The sequence below is a fragment of the Chthonomonas calidirosea T49 genome, from assembly GCF_000427095.1.
Classification (GTDB): domain Bacteria; phylum Armatimonadota; class Chthonomonadetes; order Chthonomonadales; family Chthonomonadaceae; genus Chthonomonas; species Chthonomonas calidirosea.
The window spans coordinates 862614-880456 of record NC_021487.1; the positions used below are offsets into that span (position 1 = coordinate 862614).

The window sequence follows — 17843 nt, forward strand, 5'->3', positions numbered from 1 at the left end:
CGTATAGCCCTACTTCGGTTTCACCGCACCGACATGTCCATCTAAGTAGAGCACGTAATCTATGCCATTATGGCGCCCCGGTTTGGGCAGACTTGTGAAACGATCGGTAGCATTTTTTGCCAAATCGGTTGAGTCGTAGATTAAAGGCGTGTTGGCAGCATTCGATAGCTGTTTCAGACTCGTCTTCTGCCCCAACGATTGACCTGCAATCTCTTCGTTGTAGGCGTAGCCATATCGATCATCATGCCCATTCGACACGGCCGGGCAGTGAAAATCCGCATTATGCGGCACCTTAGAGACGATCTCTTGGTTATCCATCCACCCTGCTGCTGGTGGCAGCGCATCCCAATCCTGTGCATACAGGTTGAAAGCGTTCCACAGCGCCCTTAGGTGATCGGGGCAGCTCTCAGCACTCTGCTTGTCTGTCGCCTCTGACGGTGGAGCGATCTCCTGCCAGATATGAACCAACTGTTGCAAGCGCTGCAGAAAAGCGCTGCGTATGCCAGCAGTGAACACTAGAACCAACACCACCGATACCAGCGCATTGCCTACTTTACGTCGTTCCCCTTTGGCTCGCTGAAAAGCTAGCCCACATAGGGCTCCTAAAACAACCCCTCCGCCTATTCCTAGCCCCAGCACGAGCGCTTGGTGCGTTATAATAGGCCCGTGCTGGGCAGCGAGGGGCCGTGTGCCTAACCAAAGCGCGAGTACCACCGCAAGCCCAAACAGCGCGCTATTGCGCAGCGTGCGCTGCATATCGCGGCTTTGATAGCCCACCGCAAATCCCACGGCAGCTGCTACCACAACCCCAATTGTGATCAACAGACCGATGATGCCTAAAATCTGCCCTACCTGCATCCCTGCTCCCTTCCTCGCGATTCCTGCTAGAAGGGCAGGTAGTTAACCGATTTGGCGATGAGCGCTAAGGCAATGGCCGCCATAGCGACCAGACCCGTACCGCAAGCGAAACCTGCCAACAGCACGGGCGTGTACATCTGCCACTGCGTCACTCCAAACCGTTTGGCAAAATAGCGTTTTCCCAACCATGCTCCTAAGAAGGTCATAATAGCGTAGTTGGGGTAGGCTCCACTGCCTCCAATAAAGCCATAGTAAGTGAGCGTAGACCACCCAAACAGCCGAAAGAGGCCGAAGAGCGCCATTCCCGCAAGGAACCCGTATCCAATGCGTCGGTAAATCGATCGCCTCGCGCACATAGGCCATAGCCCCATGTTTCAAGTTAATCTGCTGGAAAATGGCCTGGAACGTCGCATTGATGGGCCAGAACTTAGCCGCATAAGGAAACTGAGAGGAGGGAATTTGGCTGGTATGCCACAAGAAAGCCCAGAAGATAAAGCTCGCTGAAAGAATAACTACCAACATCACCATTTCAGCATAGAAGAGGCTAGTGAAGCGAGTACCTGTGAGCTCAAGTTCGCGGAAGCGTTGCGCAATGCCACCAAAATCGTTCAACGGAATGGGGGCATACCAGATATCCACATAGGGATAGCCCGACTTAAGAATTGCCACCTGCTGCAGATAAGGCACCGAAACTCCCGAACCGGTCAGACCTATCATGCGTGCCGAGATGTAGGAGTTGAACGGCGACCAGATAAGTCCAAAAAAGACCAGCCAGAGGGGATTGATGAAGTGAGGTTGCCCAGGCTTAGAATCGAGACTGAGCAGATACTCCACCAAGAAGATATAAAAGATCGTAATTCCAATCCAGATCACCAACGGCAGCCACATGGGCAACTTCTCATCGCCACGCCCTTTGGGAATAGCAAAGCTACGTTGCTGCAGGCCGCGATTTTTACGCTCTCTCTGCGCCTCGATAACGGCTTTTCCAACACTCCAGATCCCTATGACCGCCACCGCCGCGTTTAGGCCGATACCAACGGATATCCAGAATTTGATGTTGGTAACCTGCATGGTGATAATGGCATTCATGCCAGGAGTCCAGCCACTATTGGTGGCGTTACCAAAGAGACCAAAGTGGTAGAGAACGGGCGCCAACACAATACGACAGATGATCGAGCCCCAAAAACTGCCAAATACGATGGGATACGGGATAACGAAGCCGGCCATCGCAGAGCCCAGGTCCGCAGTTATCCCCGTGATGGCCGCAGGAAGAATGTTTTCCGTGTTGGTGGTGAAATCGAAGAAAGGAATGGGCAGCAACTGAAACGCTTTTCCAAAGGCCACACTGCTAAACACGGGAATAGCGATATAGAGAAATCCGAAAACTAACCCCACCATGGTACCGATGGAGAAGATGCGCCAGCGCCACGACTCCTCCTTGCTGGCTGCGTCGGCTAGCGCCGTAGCCCCTGACGCTGCTACTGGAGCCATAGGGAAAGGAAGCCGCTCGATATCGGAGGTGATACGAAACAGATAGTACCCTGCGCTCATCCATTGGAACCGGCCAAGCACCTGACCAATCAACAACAGCACAATAGGCACCAACCATGCCGTATCTAAAAAGGTGCGATGAATAAGCGCCGGAGACCCGATAGGCGGAACGACCCAACGCGGTATGTCGTGGGCAATAGGGGCCGCTTGCGGCGACTGCTCAAAATACTGATTCCAAACAAGGTAGCCAAAAGGACCGCCGGATATGCTTAGGTTGGGATCGAGACCGGTTAAGGAGGCCGCAACATAGTAGAGAATATATATCTCTTGCCGCTTCATGGGGAGGAAGGAGCGGCGCATGATCTCAGAGAAGAGCACGATCGTGACCCACTCGGCAGCAGGGCCGAGCCCTTGCCCCGCAACAAGCCCTAAATAGATGGCTCCCGGCAACATCACAAACGCCACAAAGAGAGTGCCAAAGAAGACCTTCCACGTATAGCCTTCTTCAAACTTTATCTCGCCGGTACTTCCTTCCTCACTCGATTCGACCTCTATCTGATGTCGAAGTTGAGCGAACTCGCTCTGTTCCGCCACGCCTGTTGTATTCCTCCGAAACAGTATTTCCTACACGATATTTTCACAAAGGCCTTAAGCTGGCTGGGAGGCCTCACTCTCCGCCCCCATTACATTTCCCTGTAGATAGCGCTCGCGCTCAGCCTGCTTGAGGGTACGCCAAATAAGAAACTGCTTGCGCAAGGTGTTCAGGAATCGCCTATTGACCCGTTTCCAGTTCGATATGTCACCTGATACTCGATCGATGATAAGATGTATCTCAAAGACATCGGGGGTCTCCGTAGGCGTCGTTTCAATGGTGATACGTTGAGAGACGCCCAAGTCAAACGGTGCTAACCACACCATACAGCGTATGCTGTACTGCGTACCGTACACGTGAGGGCTCTCTTCCGTCTGCACTCCCTGCGTCACGAAATCGCCGATACTGTACTCCTCGTAAGCTTGAAGCCACTCGCTAAGGAAGGAGTTGAGCGCGGTGGCCTGATCGCCGGTAACTGCAAATGGCAATGGAATTACCCAGTGGTCGCCATCGGGATTGGGCACCTTCCACGAGCGATCCACTGCCGGTGTGGCCACCTCAGCAGCCTTCCGGGCGGGATAGATAGTGGAAAGCAGCACCACACCTACAACAATAAGGGTTGTGCCCACAGCGCTCACACTCGAAAAGTTGAGATAGAGCCCTGGCAACCATCCCGTTTTCACCAAGAGAATGCTCGTTAACTGCCCCAAAAGATACCCGGCAACCGAGCCGAGAATAGCGTAGACCATCGCCTCGGCAATGAACAACATGCCGATATGCGTGGGGGCAAGCCCAATAGAGGAGAAGATATAGATCTCTCGAATGCGCTCATAGACCGAGTTTAACATGGTATTGAGCACGATAAGAGCCGCAATGATGATGGGAATAACCACCAGCTCCAGTCCGCGTGAGGAGGTGGTTGCAATGGAAGAGTAGCGATAGATAATTCCTCGCTTGGCAGGATCGGGATTGTTCGGGTCGGTAACTTGGCCGGCATACAGGTTCAGCTCAAGCCGACGCATAAGCGGCTCCAGCTGATGAATCACCTGTTCGGGATTGTTGAAATCTATGGCGATCGAGCGCAACTGGGCGCCCAGATCGATAGCCGTCTGATAGGGTATGAAAAACACCATATCGGGGTCAAGATGAATGTACTCCTGAAACCCCTGGCTTGCAGCACTGCCCCCGCTGTTCGACTGGGACTGCTTGTTCATCGCGATCCAATCTACAGGGGTCAGCATCTCGTTATCGAGGTCGTAATAGCGCTTCAATTTCTGCGAATTGAGGATGCCGATAACGCGGAACTGGAGACCGCTAAAGTTTACTGTGGCCGTGCCCACATCTTTTAAGCTAATGTGGAGCGCCTCAGCGATTCCGTCTGGCAAGATGATAGCGTACCGATCGCCTGGCCTAAACCATCGTCCCACAGTGTTACCGTTGGCATCTTTCAAGAGAGCATCTTGAGGCCGCATAATTTGAGCCTCTTGCGGCGATAACCCGCATAGGGCACGAGCATCGTAGGAGAGATCGGCCCGCTGAAGTGTTAAGAACGACTGTTCTCCCATTGAAGTACCGTAGAACCAAGCCCTCGGAGCGACCGCGTACTTCTTCCCGTACTCATCCGCCAAAATACGGTAGGCTGGCTCCTGCAGAGGGTCCCACATAGGCGTACGGATCATAATGCCGTTGTAGCGCGGGCCGTAGTCGCTAGGGGCGCGCACCTTGTTAAACCGCATCACCTGCACCACCGAAGTAAACGAAAGCACGGTAAAAGTGAGCAATACGAGCGTAGTACAGGTAAGGAACGTGCGGGTCTTTCGACGCCGCATGTTGGAGACGCCAAGGTTAAATGCTGCAAAAGCCACTGACACACGCCCAATATCGGCGCGATGCACCCCACTAACGCTCTTGCTCATCTGCTTGAGCTGTTCCTCAAACTTGCCGGTGACGAAGGCAATGACAATGGCTGATAGAGCTAGCATCACAAACGCAAGCAGCACGATGACAGGGTTCATCGTGATCTCAAACGCCGGGTGAATATAGCGGAAGATGGCGAAAATAAGTAAGAAGATAGCGGATGCCGTTAGCAGTTGGCGCTTGAGATCGAAGAAGCCAAAGAACAGCCGCTCACAGAAATAGGCAAACGGCATGAGGAGAGCCAAGTAGAAAAGTACCCCCTCCACCACATCCATCGCCGTGTGCTGTACATCGGGATAGGCACGGCTTTCTAACCCCCAGGCCTCGCGTGAAAGGGCATCGAAATCTTCCCAATCTTTCTTATCGCGGGCAAGCTTGGCCTCCTGTAGCGTTTTATAAGCCATATTGTGCAGGCCCGGCGTGCCCTCCATGCTCTTCATATCCAAAATGCGGAATCGGGCTAGGCGCCTCATACGGAAGTCATCCAACTTCCACATATCCTCCGCCACATGAAGCGCTGTATCGTAAATGGCGCCGGAACGTGCGATCTCCTCCCCCTGCTCGGCCATATCCGGCGAAGCCGAATCAGGCAGTGCCCCTGCCCCCTCTTGGTCAGCAGGATTCCCCGCTACCAAGTAACCTATTCCCTCCGGTGCAGGCGAACGTCCGTGTTCATTGAACGGGTCTGTGGGATCATAAAGAGAGTTGATCAACAACAAACGAATATCCCCAGGTCCGCTGGTCATCGTAATCTTTAGACGCTCTCCCGGCTGGGCAAAGATCACGGCAACATCCTCTACGTAAGAGGTCGCCGTTCCGTTGGACTGTGGGTTAATCGCATAACCGTACATGCGCGGCGTTCCGTTCGTAGCCCCATCGTATATGTTAATGCCCGTTAAAGCCTGCAAAGACTGCTGATCCACCAAATCGTAGATGGCCGTCGGAACACAATGGAAAACGATGATCGGTGTGGAACGCGTTGCCGTTGTAATAGCAACATCCAGGGGCACCTGCTCAGCTCCCTCCGGCCCCATATCCGGCGCAAAATCTATATTGCCACGATCAGGGTTGGGAATCTGCACGGATGGATTGTTCGGATCAGAAACCGTGCTCGCCTCATCAATATGATAGGCCGCAAGCGACACCGTGCGGTTATAACCATAGGCTGTAAGCGGCGCGACTCCGTGAAAGGCGAAGAAGTCTTGACAGGGCACGGGATGTCCTTGAGCATCCAGGGCATCGCCATTAGGCGCGTAACGTAGCGGGTTTCCCTCACTATCGGTAGGGATATCGGCCATCTTGTCGGGCGTCGTCCACTGCACCATCTGAATCATGTTGCCGCGCACGCCCATAAAGCTCTTTGTGTTGCTTCGAACGACAACCAGCGAGCCTAAAAGCCGCTTAGCTGAAGTCGCAATAAACGACTTATGGGGGTCAAATATCTGCACACGTCCCTCAAGAGTGGCAAACCCGCCCTGGAGCGCTAGGCGAGACCATTGAGAGGGATCGGTTATCGGCATTCGCTGGGCATCTACATCGCTGATGTTGTTAGGGTCGGTAACAATATGCCACATCAAACACTCCAGCAACCTTTGCTGGGTCGCCAAATTGGCGATATTCACATGATCGGGCGTATCGAAGGGAGTATCCACCAAAGCACGACTGTCATTTGTGGTCGCAAAGGTTACCCCATTCCCCCCAGCCATCGTTACTACTTCTGAATCGAACGCCGGCTGACCAGGAATATAGTTGCGCCAGTTCTTCCCATTCACCGGGTTTACCCCGTCGTTGAAGAACTGGGTTGAGTCGAATCCCATGGTTTGCCCCACTTTGTCGGCATTTTCACGACACACGCGGGCAATGTCGCTAAAGCGACCCTGAATATCCTCCCGATAGTCGTAGAACCAGCCCTTGTAGAAGATGCCGAAAGAGGGGCTTTGGCTCGACATATCGAGACCTGCCCACAGGTAGATTCGTGGCGGATTAGGCAACGTTGGCGCATGGGGCGCTAGGTAGTAACCGATATTCAGGCCTATCATCACCAGGAGGGAGATGCCGTTTGTGATGAGCATCGGCGTGACTTTCGGTCCAGTCTGCGGACGGTTTCGCCATGCTAGCACCAATAAAACAAGAAACAGAACCAGAAAAGCACCTAACCAAAGCCGCACTTTTAACGCGTTTGGCTGCGCCAATGCCGACTGCACAATGCCTGGCGGCATCCAAGCATCCATATGTTGGTTCAGATATTCACGGATGCCTTGAAGCGCCTGAAAATGGGCACTGGTAGCAACAAACCACATTGTTCTCTTGGGTGGGTGCGCCTTAAAGGCACGCATCAACTCTAGCAGAGAGGCCATGCTACAGGCACTTTCTGCCCCCGGTGCCAAAGCCGGAACGATGGAGGTAGAGTCGTAAAAACTCTCAACAACGATAATCTGGTTGCGAAGTTTGGGGTCTGTTCCAGGCAGAATGCCGGTAAAATTACGCACCGTCTCCATGCGCCAGGGCATATCACAGTGCAGTTGTACCAACGGTGGCCGCCCAGCAGCACAAGCAGCCAACAGCACGGCTGCATCGTGCTTTCGCATGTAGAAGCGGGGAATGGCGATGGGGATTCCGATGAACTTGGCCTCAGCCTCACCACGCAAGGTATTGTCAGGTGCGATAAAGATAACGGCCTTTGCTCCCAACCGCGGGGCGTTAAGCCACTTCTGCCCGCAGTTAAAGTCCACCATCACCACGGAGCCTTCGACATCCTTGCCGTTAAAATTGCTCAGGTCGCCATTCCCTACATAGATAAGGGGCGCTTTTAGCCCTCCAGCAGGCAGCGTGGAGGTACGCACAAGATTAGGCCAAAGGGGGTACATCGGCAGCTTGGGAGAGCCAGGCTTTGACACAAGCTGAGCATAGGCGCCCTTTGCAGGATCTTCCGCCCCAGGATCGTAGGGGATCGTCACGCGAAAGGTATCTGTGTGAACGTTGTTCGCTCCAAGAATGCTCACAAACTGGTGGTAAACGTAATCCTCTGCCTTTTTCTCTCCTGGATAGCCCGCCACGCGCGAGCCAAAACTCGCCAACGTATCCACCGTCTGCTGCAAATTGGCGGGGTTCACCGAAGAGTAAAACAGATGGTATGCCTGTTGATCGTAGGCGGGCACCGTATCGGCATGAGCCGATCTTGTGCCATTCCCGCTCAACGCAAAGAGCAGACCACTAAGCGTGACAATCCAACGTAAAACAGTGTATCGCGACGGGTTCCTTACCCCGAGTTCGAGCATTCCTTCACTGATTCCTTCTTGAATTCTATAAGACCGACGACGGTCCCATAACCCCACAGCCGTTGTTCCCTGACGCTTCCGACACGTCTTAACACCTCACTATTCAGGATAGCCTAAATGCTATTCAATGCTAAAGCGAGGGGCACGCATCGAAACTGGGGGCTCAATTGGTTATCACATAATAACACACCTTCCCACAAAAATCAAGCCACCTATAACCTGAGAGACATTGTAACTCCCACAAATAGAATTTCCTATCTGCTTGTATAGGACGCCTGTCAGACTTTGATGTTACACTTCCTGTCGCTTTTCTCTTAACGACCCTCCCTTGTAACCAAGCGAGGGCTGTTGATGCCATTTCAACCTCCAGGGGATGTCTGTTGACCGCAGCATTCAAGGCTGATGGTGAAACTCCACCGTTTTAAGAATTCGGAGGAAGTCTGCATGAGCTTTTGAAGCCATCGCACTAGGGGCTACGAGCACTAAACGCACAAAAGCGGTTGGATACGGCTGTATTACGCAAATGTCAAAATACGTACTACCTGACTGCAAGAAAGCAAGCCAAGCGGGCTTTCCGGCCACCTGTCCGCTTTGTGGCTGCACCTGCTGCGGCCATAACGCCATGAAATCTTGCACGGGCGAGGCGCCAAGCCTCTCGGTCACCAAGAGCTGCTCGCCCTGCGGGGATACCAGAACGGTCTTAGAGCCTTGCTGCAGCGCGATCGGCCGCCAACTTTTGGGTACTCTAAAACTCCACCAAGGGTTGTTAGAGGACGACACATAGGTTACAAGCGACTCGCGTTGGGACAACTTCGTAGCCACGCGCCATTCCAACCCACCGCTAAGTAGACAGAGCAGCACCGTGCCCGCTGTGATCAGAGAAAGCACCCGCTCGCGCCAAAGGTTAACTGGTCGTGGGTCAAGCAGTGCTGGCATGAGAAAGAGGGCTAAAAATCCCCCACCTATCAATCCCCCCACATGTGCCCAAAGATCGATGCCAGGAGCTAAACTGAGCCCTAAGTTGAGAACGGTAATCCAAATCAGTTGCGTGAGAATCGCTTTACGTGCCTTGGGTGAAATAAGTTTAGGATAGCGAATAGGAAAAATAATTCCAGCTCCGATCAACCCGAACAGAGCTCCCGATGCGCCCAGCGATGGCGCTGGTTGCTTCAGAAAACTTAAGAGGTTGCCGCAGATACCGCTAAAAATGAACAGCACGAAGAAGCGTCGGCGCCCATAAAGGCGCTCTATCTGATTTCCAAGCCAATAGAGGGAGAGACCATTTACCCCGATATGAACCCAACTGCCATGCAAAAAGATAGCTGTCACCAACCGCCACCACTGCCCTTGGCGAATGAGATCGTCCTCTTTATCTCCAAAAAGAAGCGCCACACGATCTACATTGCCATGCCCTACGATCAACATAGCAATATAAACAGCAATAATAACCCCTAGAAGTGTGTAGGTTACCCACGGCATGGCCTCTAAACGGGCTATACGCTCCGCTTTAGCCGTCGGAGATGCTTCTACTTGAGATGTTGGCTCAACTTCCAATGGTTTCTCTCTAACCCTACTATGTCCTCTCAGCGTATGAGCAAGGTAAATATCGCCTCTTCTCGAAAAGAAGCAGAAAAATACTCCCTATTTATACGCGGGGAGCGAGGCCAAAACTTTCTGCTTGCAAACGTTGTTGATTGCGAATCGGCTCCAGGGGGTACACTTTCTCCTAAAGAGCTAGGCACGCAGCTGGCTTAGGTAGTGACGACTTCGAGCTTCCTCCTCTACGAGGCGGCTAACATGCCCCCCGTTTGTCTGGGCATGGGTGCGCTCGGAGCACATCCTCCCTACTAGGGCTGAGATACTTGACCTTTTACGATTTCGATCTTATACTGTACCCTACTCTGCTCTCAAATAAGTCGGAGGTTATACGGAGGGCTTCATGGATAAAACGGCATTTATGCGCACCACTTTGACCGGTACGAGCATGCTCTTCCTGATCTACTTTGTTGCTGCTCAACCTATACCGCAGACGCCTTCTTCAAAAGAACTGTCTTCCAACGTTCAGACTTGGCAGGCTGAGGGCCAGCTCCTTGAATCCTGCACCTGCAACGTCCCCTGTCCCTGCAATTTCGGACAGCCTCCCTCCCATAACAGCTGCAATGCACTCTTTGTCTATCGTCTCGATCACGCCCATTACGGCCCTATTGTGCTTGATGGACTTAGCTTTGGCGGCTGCGATGGCCCTAAAAGTGCTGTGGGCTATCTCGACAGCCGCGCCACACCAGAGCAACAGGCGGCTCTGAAGCAGCTGGCAGAGGCGGTTTTTGCTAAAGGAGGCCCTTGGGCGGGGCAACGGAAATGGATTATCGCTTCTATTACCACAGAAATAACCCCTCGCCTTTTCCGAATACAGTTTGGCGAAGCAGGCGGGTTCCAAGCGCAGATTCTTATTGGCAGAGATGGCAAAAATCCTATCGTTGTGGAAAACAACACCACATGGCCTGTGATGCGGTTTGCAAAGGGCAAAACAACTCAGATGAGCTACCGCGATGCCCTAGGTAACCAGATGCAGTATCAGAACGTTAATGCCAATCTAGGACACTTCGTCCTAGAGGGATCCATATCCCAAAAGCCCATGCCATGAGAAAAAGGCTCTGGGTGGTACCAGAGCCTTTACCTTTTCTTTAAATAAGTTGAGGACGCTTACACGTGCTCAACCACCTTCTTCTCTTCTTGGCCAGAGGCCTCGTAATCGTCGCGAGCTTTCCGCAACGCGGAAATAACGTCCTCAATATCGCTTGAGCCGGGCTTGCTGAGGTGCGCAAGCACATAGCCGATGGAGTGGCCAGTTAGACGTCGGCACACATCATCGAGCACCTTCGGCACGATCTCAGCGCGTGAGCGTGTGGGGCCGTAGTAGCCTTTACCGCTCCGGCGAGGTCGCTCTACCTTCAGCAGCCCTTTCTCGACCATGCGGCTAAGGGTCACCGCAATAGTAGAGGGTGACTGCATCTCGCGCTGCTCCCGACGCCGGGCGAAGTGCATGGCTTCGTACACCTGCACCGAGGATTGAGGCTCACCGGCGTCCCATAGCAGACGCAAGATGTCTCCCTCAAGCACACCGAGGGAAGGTACATCGTCACCGCCTACACCCACGTATTTGCGACGGTGAGCGAGTTCCATATCGTCCATACTTCTCTCTCCTTAAGGTTTTGCTGTCGCTATCACAAAGCCACATCGAGCTTAGGGTGCGCCTTTTAATTACACGCACGCTAACTGAAACTCTGATTTTGCTTCTTTCTCTACTGTGGCTAGTTGCGTGATCAATATTATAGCGAATTCATCGGCGAATTTAGTTCCCATAACGCGACATCTGGTCTTTCATGCCTTACAACCCCCGTAGGACTACGGGATTTTTATAGATAATGACGCCTCCTCTTCACGTTTTGTGCGCTTTAATGGAACGATAAGATTGCCGGTGTCGCATCACAGCGAACCTGCTTTGAAACATTGAAACTTTGCAACTTTGTCTTTGAGGAGTGATTACAACATGAACAAAACCAATGAAACCTCTTGTCCTGAAACCACGCGCTTGACCCGACGCGAGCTTGAAGTGCTTACTTTGATCATCGAAGGAAAATCGAGCAAAGAGGTGGCCGATCTGCTTTTTGTGAGCAAACGTACCATAGATTTTCATCTGGCCAACATCTACAATAAACTCCAGGTGAATAATCGCGTACAGGCCTTCCGCAGAGCAGCCCGCTTGGGGCTTATCTCCTTCGACGCTCGCGCTACCCGATAAAGGCATTGTCTCCATGGAGGCCTCCCTCGTACTTTGGGTGCGGTGGGAGACCTCCCATGCTTTCACAAATGTTCTGCTTCCAATTCCCCAGTTCGTGCCCTGGCTTTCCCAGTTAACGAGATAGGCGGCAGCCCTTGCCAAAACCTGTAGAGCTGAGGCAGCGTGGTCACAATGAGTGCGGTGAGCGGAGCGGCAAAGAACATGCCGGTAATCCCTGCCACCTCCAATCCACTCAATATAAGGAACAACACCAGCACCTCATGCAGCCCAAGCGCCGCCCCTACCAAACGTGGATAGAGGATCTTTGAACCTACCTCGTTGATCACGATCAGAACTACAATAACCGTGATAACCCGAATCATAGGCGTTAGACCGTGGCTTTCCGGCGTTATGAGCGCCGCAAGAACTGCCGGCGCGGCACCAATGTAGGGCCCTATCACCGGAATCAGAGAGGCCACCATCACAAAAAGCGCCAGCAGAAGCCACAGCCTTATGCCAAGCGCTAAGTACAAAATTCCCGCCGCAGTGCCTATGATCAACGCCAACAGCAGCTGGCCTCGTACAAACCCACCCAACACATGGTTTACATCGTCTTGCCATATCTCGGCATAAGAGCGTAACGGTGCCGGAAGCGCCATGGTAAAACGGTGACGCATCTCCTCACAATAGACTAATAGATAGATGGCTATTAACCCTACAATGGCTGCCTCAAATAGCGTCCGACCAATATCTCCTAAGGTCTTGATGACTCGCTCAAAAAGTCCGCTGGTAAACGTACCACTATTAGGTAGGGGATGTTTGAGAGCCCTCTGCAGATCATAATGAACCCCACGAGCGGCTAGCCAGTCATTGAACCGTGCGATCTCCTCGTGAATCTTCGCTTCATAGGTCTGGGCCGCTAGGTCGCGCTGCTGCGGAGTTGCATCGGCCGCCATACCCTGTTGATAGGTGTTGTGGTCGCGCACAATGATATTGATCTGATGCACCAAGGCTGTACCTAACAGCGCTGCTGCAAGCAACATCAACAGAACAAAGCCCCCGCAAACTACACCTACCGCCGCTCCACGTGACATAGACTTGCGACGGCGTATCCATTCCACAATGGGGTCTAGGGCATAGGCCAATAATCCCCCAAGAGCAAACAGCAGAAGCGTGTGCTTAACAGCGCCTAGTAGACGCACCACTACTGCAACGAAAGCAATCAGCAGCAGGATGGTAGCTAACACAACCAGCAGTCGCAGCCAATGATCCATGTGCACGTTTCTGCTAAAATGCTGGTCCTCTACCGTCTCCTTTGGCAGCGTTGATGCCTTCTCAGTCTCCATGTCTCTCCTTCCTCCTGCTCACACTATATGGTACTACTATGGCTTTAACAGTTTCGATAGCTAAAAACCTTTCTGGGTTCCCTCTGCTCCTCTTGCTATAATAGCACCTTTGGTCATGTAAAACCATCAGTACCATCCTATCTTGGTTCTTATATTCTAGACCCACCCCAGGAAATCTGCCACGAACATATGGCATTTTCATTCAACTTTGGGTATTCTAGAAAAGGCAACAAGATCTATCAAAATCTAGTCTCATCGGTCTATCCCGCTGCCGCAGAGTCAGAAGTGTTAATTCTAATATAGCAAGTATATATCTTGCTTCACTAGTATTTAATGGCTAGAAATACGATACTTGTATAAGGAGCGACTTAGTATCCACTTAACGAGATAAAAAGCGTTCATCGCTGCACTGATATAACAAGAAGGTCATGGCACCTTAAACCCTATCACGTTTTGTGATTTCTTGTTTAAGGAGATAGCGTTGCAACAATATTGGTATATCGAGATGCTAGGGCCGCTAAGAGCATCCTGTGGTGACCTTCGAATATCTCGTTTCATAACGCGCAAGGTCGGTGCCCTTCTTGCCTATCTTGCCTATTACCCGAATCGCGCCTATTCGCGCGAACATTTAGCCAGCATTCTTTGGCCCGATACGGACTTTGCCCAGGCAAGCCCGCGCCTGCGACAAGCTATCGCGGCCCTACGCCGTCAGATGGAACCGCCTGGCCTGCTGCCAGATACAATTCTCCTGACTGCCGGCGGTCGTCTCACCCTTCAGATAAACTCCACACTTGTGCACACGGACGTGGATGAATTTCAAAATCTTCTTAAGCTGGCCCAAAGTGCTCCAAATGTCAACATCAGCTGTGACCTTCTAGAACAAGCGGTTAGGCTATATAAGGCAGAGCTATTAACCGGTTACGACGAAGAGTGGATTTTTGTCGAACGTGAGCACCTCTCGGAAGCTGTTTTGGGGGCGCTCCACCGTCTGGCTGAGCTCTACACACAACAAAACGATCTTCAAAGTGCGTACACTGCAGCTTGTCGCATCGTAGAGATAGATCCCCTCAATGAAAAGGGTCACCTCACTCTTATGCGTCTGCTTATCGCTTCAAAGTTACCGGACAAAGCCCTGGCACATTATCAGACGATGGCCTCTACCTGGCGTCAACAGCTAGGTGAACTGCCGTCAGCTGCCGCGCGTAAACTGGCTGACCACGCACAAGAGATGCTCGCCACAGGACAAACCCAAGAGCCAAGCGTTTTCCTTCTCTCCCCCTCCTCGGATAAGCTAAAAGCACCCGTTAAACCACCTCAGTCATCGTTTCCTAGAAACGCTCCCGCACTAGAACCCCTTTACATTATGCCGGCCCGTCTCAATCGCTTCTTTGGTAGAGAGGAGGAGCTCGCTCATCTAGAAACCGTGCTAAACCCTAACGAGGAGCCTCCTCACCTCATTACTTTGCTAGGGCCGGGCGGTTGTGGAAAGACGCGCCTAGCTCTCGAAGCAGCGGAACATATCCATAAGCGCTACCTCGTCTCTGTCTGCCATGTACCCCTAACGGAAATTCGAGATCCTTCTGTACTCCCAAACGTGCTCGCCCAAACCCTTCGCTTGCCCGTCGCTTCTCAACAGTCCCCTTTAGAGTCCCTGTACTCACAATATCGTGAACACGCTCTCCTTCTCGTCCTTGACAACTGTGAACAGCTTTTAGCGGAGCAGGCAGAACAGATTCGTAGCTTCCTTTACGAGCTTTTCGATCGGCTTCCCCTCCTCAAATGTCTTGCCACCTCTCGCCAACCCATTGGGCTTGAGGGCGAAGAGCGCTACGGTGTTGGGCCGTTACCTATTCCAATAGCCCTGTTCGCGCCTTCTCCCGAAGAGCTTGCTTCCTATCCTAGTATCCAGCTTTTTGTGGATCGGGCGCAGGCGGTCAAGCCAGACTTCCAATTAACCCAACGAACGGCCCTACCGATTTACACCATTGTTCAGAAACTCGAAGGCATTCCGCTGGCTTTAGAGCTAGCCGCTTCTTGGTCAACACAACTCTCCCTACAGCAGATCGTACAGCGCTTAGATAACCCCTTAGACATCCTAATAACTCGCCGCCGAATCCCTACAATACGCCATAGTGCCCTACAGACAGCCCTCGCGTGGAGTTTGGAGCTTCTCTCAGAAAGTCAAAAAGAGTTCTTTATAAAACTATCTGTTTTTCACGGGGGTTTCACTGCCAAAGCATGCTCTGCTATTTTGAACAGCCCAGATGCAGAGTCGATGCTAAACGAACTTGCCGAGCGCTCCCTCCTTTCGCTTAGTGAGACCCCAGCGGGTGAAACGCGCTATACCCTCCTTGAGATCATGCGTGAGTTTGCCTTAACGTACCTCTCTCCTCAGCAGATTCACGCTCTCTCTTTGCGCCATGCTCAGTTCTATTTCCAATTTGCAAAAGAGAGCATTCCGTTGTTAGCTGGTCCACAGCGTCTCATGATACAGGCCGCTTTAGAGGCGGAAACCGACAATTTTCGTGCCACGTTGGAATGGACCATCGCAAATAGCGCAGAACTTGCCGCTAATATCGGCGCAGTCCTGTGGTACTATTGGCTGGTGACGAACTCGTTCACAGAAGGTCGTAAATGGCTCCAGCAGATACTTGCCGTTATGCCTCCCAATGCCGATCCGCATATCCGACTGCGCATCCTGTCTGGCCTTGGACTTCTTGCCAAACATCAAGCCGACTACACAGAGGCCGCCTCCTTTTACCAGATCGCCCTCACCGAAGCTACTCAAACAGGAGACCTTCGCGCTCAAGCAGAAGCCTATGGGCAGATCGGAGCTTTAGCTTATGAACAAGGAAAATTAGACGACGCGCAAACAGCCTATGCTGTTTCGCTTCAACTCTGGCAGCAACTCGAGAATCATCAGTTGATCGCCACCACCCTCAACAACATCGCCCTTATTGCTCAAGAACAGGAACGATACGACGAGGCCGTTAAGCTGCTGGAGCAGAGCTTGCAAACCAAACGCACGCTAGGTGACCATCAAGGAGTGATCGACTCGCTCAACAATTTGGCGCTTGTCGCCTATGATCGGGGCCATTTTGAAACAGCCCGCCTCATCTTCGAGGATGCCCTTGCAAAAGCGCGTGAGTTAAAGAGTCCATACGTTGAGGCCATTATCCTTAACAACCTCAGCAACACGCTGCTTGCTTTGGGACAACCTGCTAAAGCGCGAGCCTATCAGGCAAAAAGCTTGCAGACTCGCTGTGCTCTCCAAGATAAGCGGGGACTAGCCTACTCCTTCGAGAGCTGTGCCTGGCTCGCTGTTAGCTGGAAACGCGCTGAACTAGCCGCAAAACTGTTGGGAGCCGCAGAGGCCCTGCGCCAACAGATCGGTGCTCCCCTGCTTCCATCCGACCGCAAACGAGTCGCGCATATCCGCCATCAAGTCCAGTCACAGCTCTCCAACCAGCAGTTTGACGCCTACCACACTATCGGACGTTCGTTGAATATAGAGCAAACACTTTCCCTAACAGAGGAGCTACTAGGAGCACTTGGAAAACTATCTATCTCAACAGATTCACCGGAATCTAAGTAAAAAGCTCCGCCTCTTGCTCCAAATAGCTCCGCAGTCGTGTCACAGCCTGGGCATGTAACTGGTAGGCACGTGATTCGGAGACAGAAAGCACCATACCGATCTCCTTGAACGTAAGTCCCTCCTTATAGTAGAGCGACATCACAAGCTTTTCCCGTTCCGGCAACCGTTCCACGGCGGCCGCGAGAACGCGCTTGCGCTCCCGGATGGTTACCGCCTCAAGCGGGCTGGGTCCTTCGGCTGGCAAGAGATCCGCTAGGCGCTGCTGCTCGGTGCCTATTCTCAGATCGTCTAGGGAAAGAAGGGTGGTTCTACCGATGTTGGTAAACAACTTATCGAGCTGATCCAGCGTAATGCCAAGCTCTTCAGCCACCTCTTCTTCTGTGGCCGGACGCCCCAAGCGGCTCTCTAACCGCATGTAGGCCTGTTTGAGCTGCTTTTGCTGGTCGCGCACTAGTCGAGGTACCCAATCATCGCTGCGGAGCATTTCAAGAATGGCACCTCGAATAAGGGTGATCGCATAGGTTTCAAACTTGATGCCTCGGCTAGGATCGAACTGATCTACCGCCTTGATGAGGCCAATCGCTCCGGCACTAATGAGATCGTCTTTCTCGATCCCTGCCGGTAAAGGACCGAAAAGACGCCCCGCCGTAATTGTAACGAGGTGCGCGTAGCGCTGAATGAGAGCTTCCCGCGCCTCTTGGCTGCCCTCTTCTTTCAACGCACGCCAAAGCGCGGACGTAGGAACTTCGCCCATCTGTGGACCTCCGTGACCTTTGTCAGTTTCTCTCTTCCCCCATAGAAGAGAGCCTTCGAGCCGGGGATCCTCCATAACCCCTCGACCCTAGAATTACCCTGCTATTTTCGGCTAGTTGCCAGTAAACCTTTAGCCCATCTTCTTTTCCACGTCAACCGGCGATCACTCAGAAGGCTTTTCTTCAAGTAGCGACCAGCCATCTTCTTTCGAATAGGGGCAATGGCGCAGCGG

10 protein-coding genes are annotated in these 17843 nt (G+C 52.5%); 3 read left to right on the forward strand and 7 right to left on the reverse strand.

Features of this window, described 5'->3' with window-relative positions; genetic code table 11:
• Window positions 1-9: 9 nt before the first annotated feature.
• From CCALI_RS03710 to CCALI_RS14805, 4 genes are all read right to left on the reverse strand, one after another.
• Window positions 10-858: a hypothetical protein gene (locus tag CCALI_RS03710; RefSeq protein WP_016482134.1), complete on the reverse strand. Its 849-nt coding sequence runs from the start codon at window positions 856-858 to the stop codon at window positions 10-12.
• Window positions 859-900: 42 nt separating this feature from the next.
• Complete coding sequence (locus CCALI_RS03715; RefSeq protein ID WP_016482135.1) at window positions 901-2943, reverse strand: OPT family oligopeptide transporter; 2043 nt, start codon at window positions 2941-2943, stop codon at window positions 901-903.
• Between the two features lie 54 nt (window positions 2944-2997).
• Window positions 2998-8136 (reverse strand): FtsX-like permease family protein, encoded by a 5139-nt coding sequence (locus CCALI_RS03720; RefSeq protein ID WP_016482136.1) that lies wholly within the window; start codon window positions 8134-8136, stop codon window positions 2998-3000.
• A 393-nt stretch (window positions 8137-8529) separates the two neighbouring features.
• Window positions 8530-9690, reverse strand: a complete 1161-nt coding sequence (locus tag CCALI_RS14805) for a rhomboid family intramembrane serine protease (RefSeq protein WP_016482138.1) — start codon at window positions 9688-9690, stop codon at window positions 8530-8532.
• A gap of 385 nt (window positions 9691-10075) precedes the next feature.
• Between CCALI_RS14805 and CCALI_RS14810 the strand changes: the two genes are divergently transcribed.
• Window positions 10076-10780, forward strand: coding sequence for a DUF1326 domain-containing protein (locus CCALI_RS14810; protein ID WP_016482139.1), 705 nt, complete (start codon window positions 10076-10078; stop codon window positions 10778-10780).
• A 59-nt stretch (window positions 10781-10839) separates the two neighbouring features.
• On the opposite strand, the gene CCALI_RS03735 is transcribed toward CCALI_RS14810, so the two are convergent.
• Window positions 10840-11328 carry a BlaI/MecI/CopY family transcriptional regulator gene (locus CCALI_RS03735; RefSeq protein ID WP_016482140.1) on the reverse strand — a complete coding sequence of 163 codons (489 nt, stop codon included), beginning with the start codon at window positions 11326-11328 and terminating at the stop codon, window positions 10840-10842.
• Window positions 11329-11686: 358 nt separating this feature from the next.
• On the opposite strand from CCALI_RS03735, the gene CCALI_RS03740 reads away from it, so the two are divergent.
• A complete protein-coding gene (locus tag CCALI_RS03740) occupies window positions 11687-11938 on the forward strand; it encodes a helix-turn-helix domain-containing protein (RefSeq protein WP_052572323.1) in 252 nt (83 codons plus the stop codon).
• A 62-nt stretch (window positions 11939-12000) separates the two neighbouring features.
• Here CCALI_RS03740 and CCALI_RS03745 read toward each other — a convergent pair whose 3' ends face one another.
• The gene (locus CCALI_RS03745) at window positions 12001-13263 is read right to left on the reverse strand and encodes an AI-2E family transporter (protein ID WP_016482141.1); all 1263 of its coding nucleotides are present in this window, start codon (window positions 13261-13263) and stop codon (window positions 12001-12003) included.
• Between the two features lie 481 nt (window positions 13264-13744).
• Here CCALI_RS03745 and CCALI_RS03750 point away from each other — a divergent pair, with 481 nt between their 5' ends.
• Window positions 13745-16858 (forward strand): AfsR/SARP family transcriptional regulator, encoded by a 3114-nt coding sequence (locus CCALI_RS03750; protein ID WP_016482142.1) that lies wholly within the window; start codon window positions 13745-13747, stop codon window positions 16856-16858.
• Here the strand turns inward: CCALI_RS03750 and CCALI_RS03755 are convergent.
• On the reverse strand, window positions 16851-17612 hold the full coding sequence (locus CCALI_RS03755; RefSeq protein ID WP_016482143.1) for a FliA/WhiG family RNA polymerase sigma factor: 762 nt from the start codon (window positions 17610-17612) through the stop codon (window positions 16851-16853). The genes CCALI_RS03750 and CCALI_RS03755 overlap by 8 nt on opposite strands.
• Window positions 17613-17843 lie beyond the last annotated feature (231 nt).

Coding starts and splice junctions, on each gene's coding strand:
- CCALI_RS03720 (WP_016482136.1), bottom strand. CDS start 8,136: ATGCTCGAACTCGGGGTAAGGAACCCGTCGCGATACACTGTTTTACGT.
- CCALI_RS03745 (WP_016482141.1), bottom strand. CDS start 13,263: ATGGAGACTGAGAAGGCATCAACGCTGCCAAAGGAGACGGTAGAGGAC.
- CCALI_RS03710 (WP_016482134.1), bottom strand. CDS start 858: ATGCAGGTAGGGCAGATTTTAGGCATCATCGGTCTGTTGATCACAATT.
- CCALI_RS03755 (WP_016482143.1), bottom strand. CDS start 17,612: ATGGGCGAAGTTCCTACGTCCGCGCTTTGGCGTGCGTTGAAAGAAGAG.
- CCALI_RS03735 (WP_016482140.1), bottom strand. CDS start 11,328: ATGGACGATATGGAACTCGCTCACCGTCGCAAATACGTGGGTGTAGGC.
- CCALI_RS14810 (WP_016482139.1), top strand. CDS start 10,076: ATGGATAAAACGGCATTTATGCGCACCACTTTGACCGGTACGAGCATG.
- CCALI_RS03740 (WP_052572323.1), top strand. CDS start 11,687: ATGAACAAAACCAATGAAACCTCTTGTCCTGAAACCACGCGCTTGACC.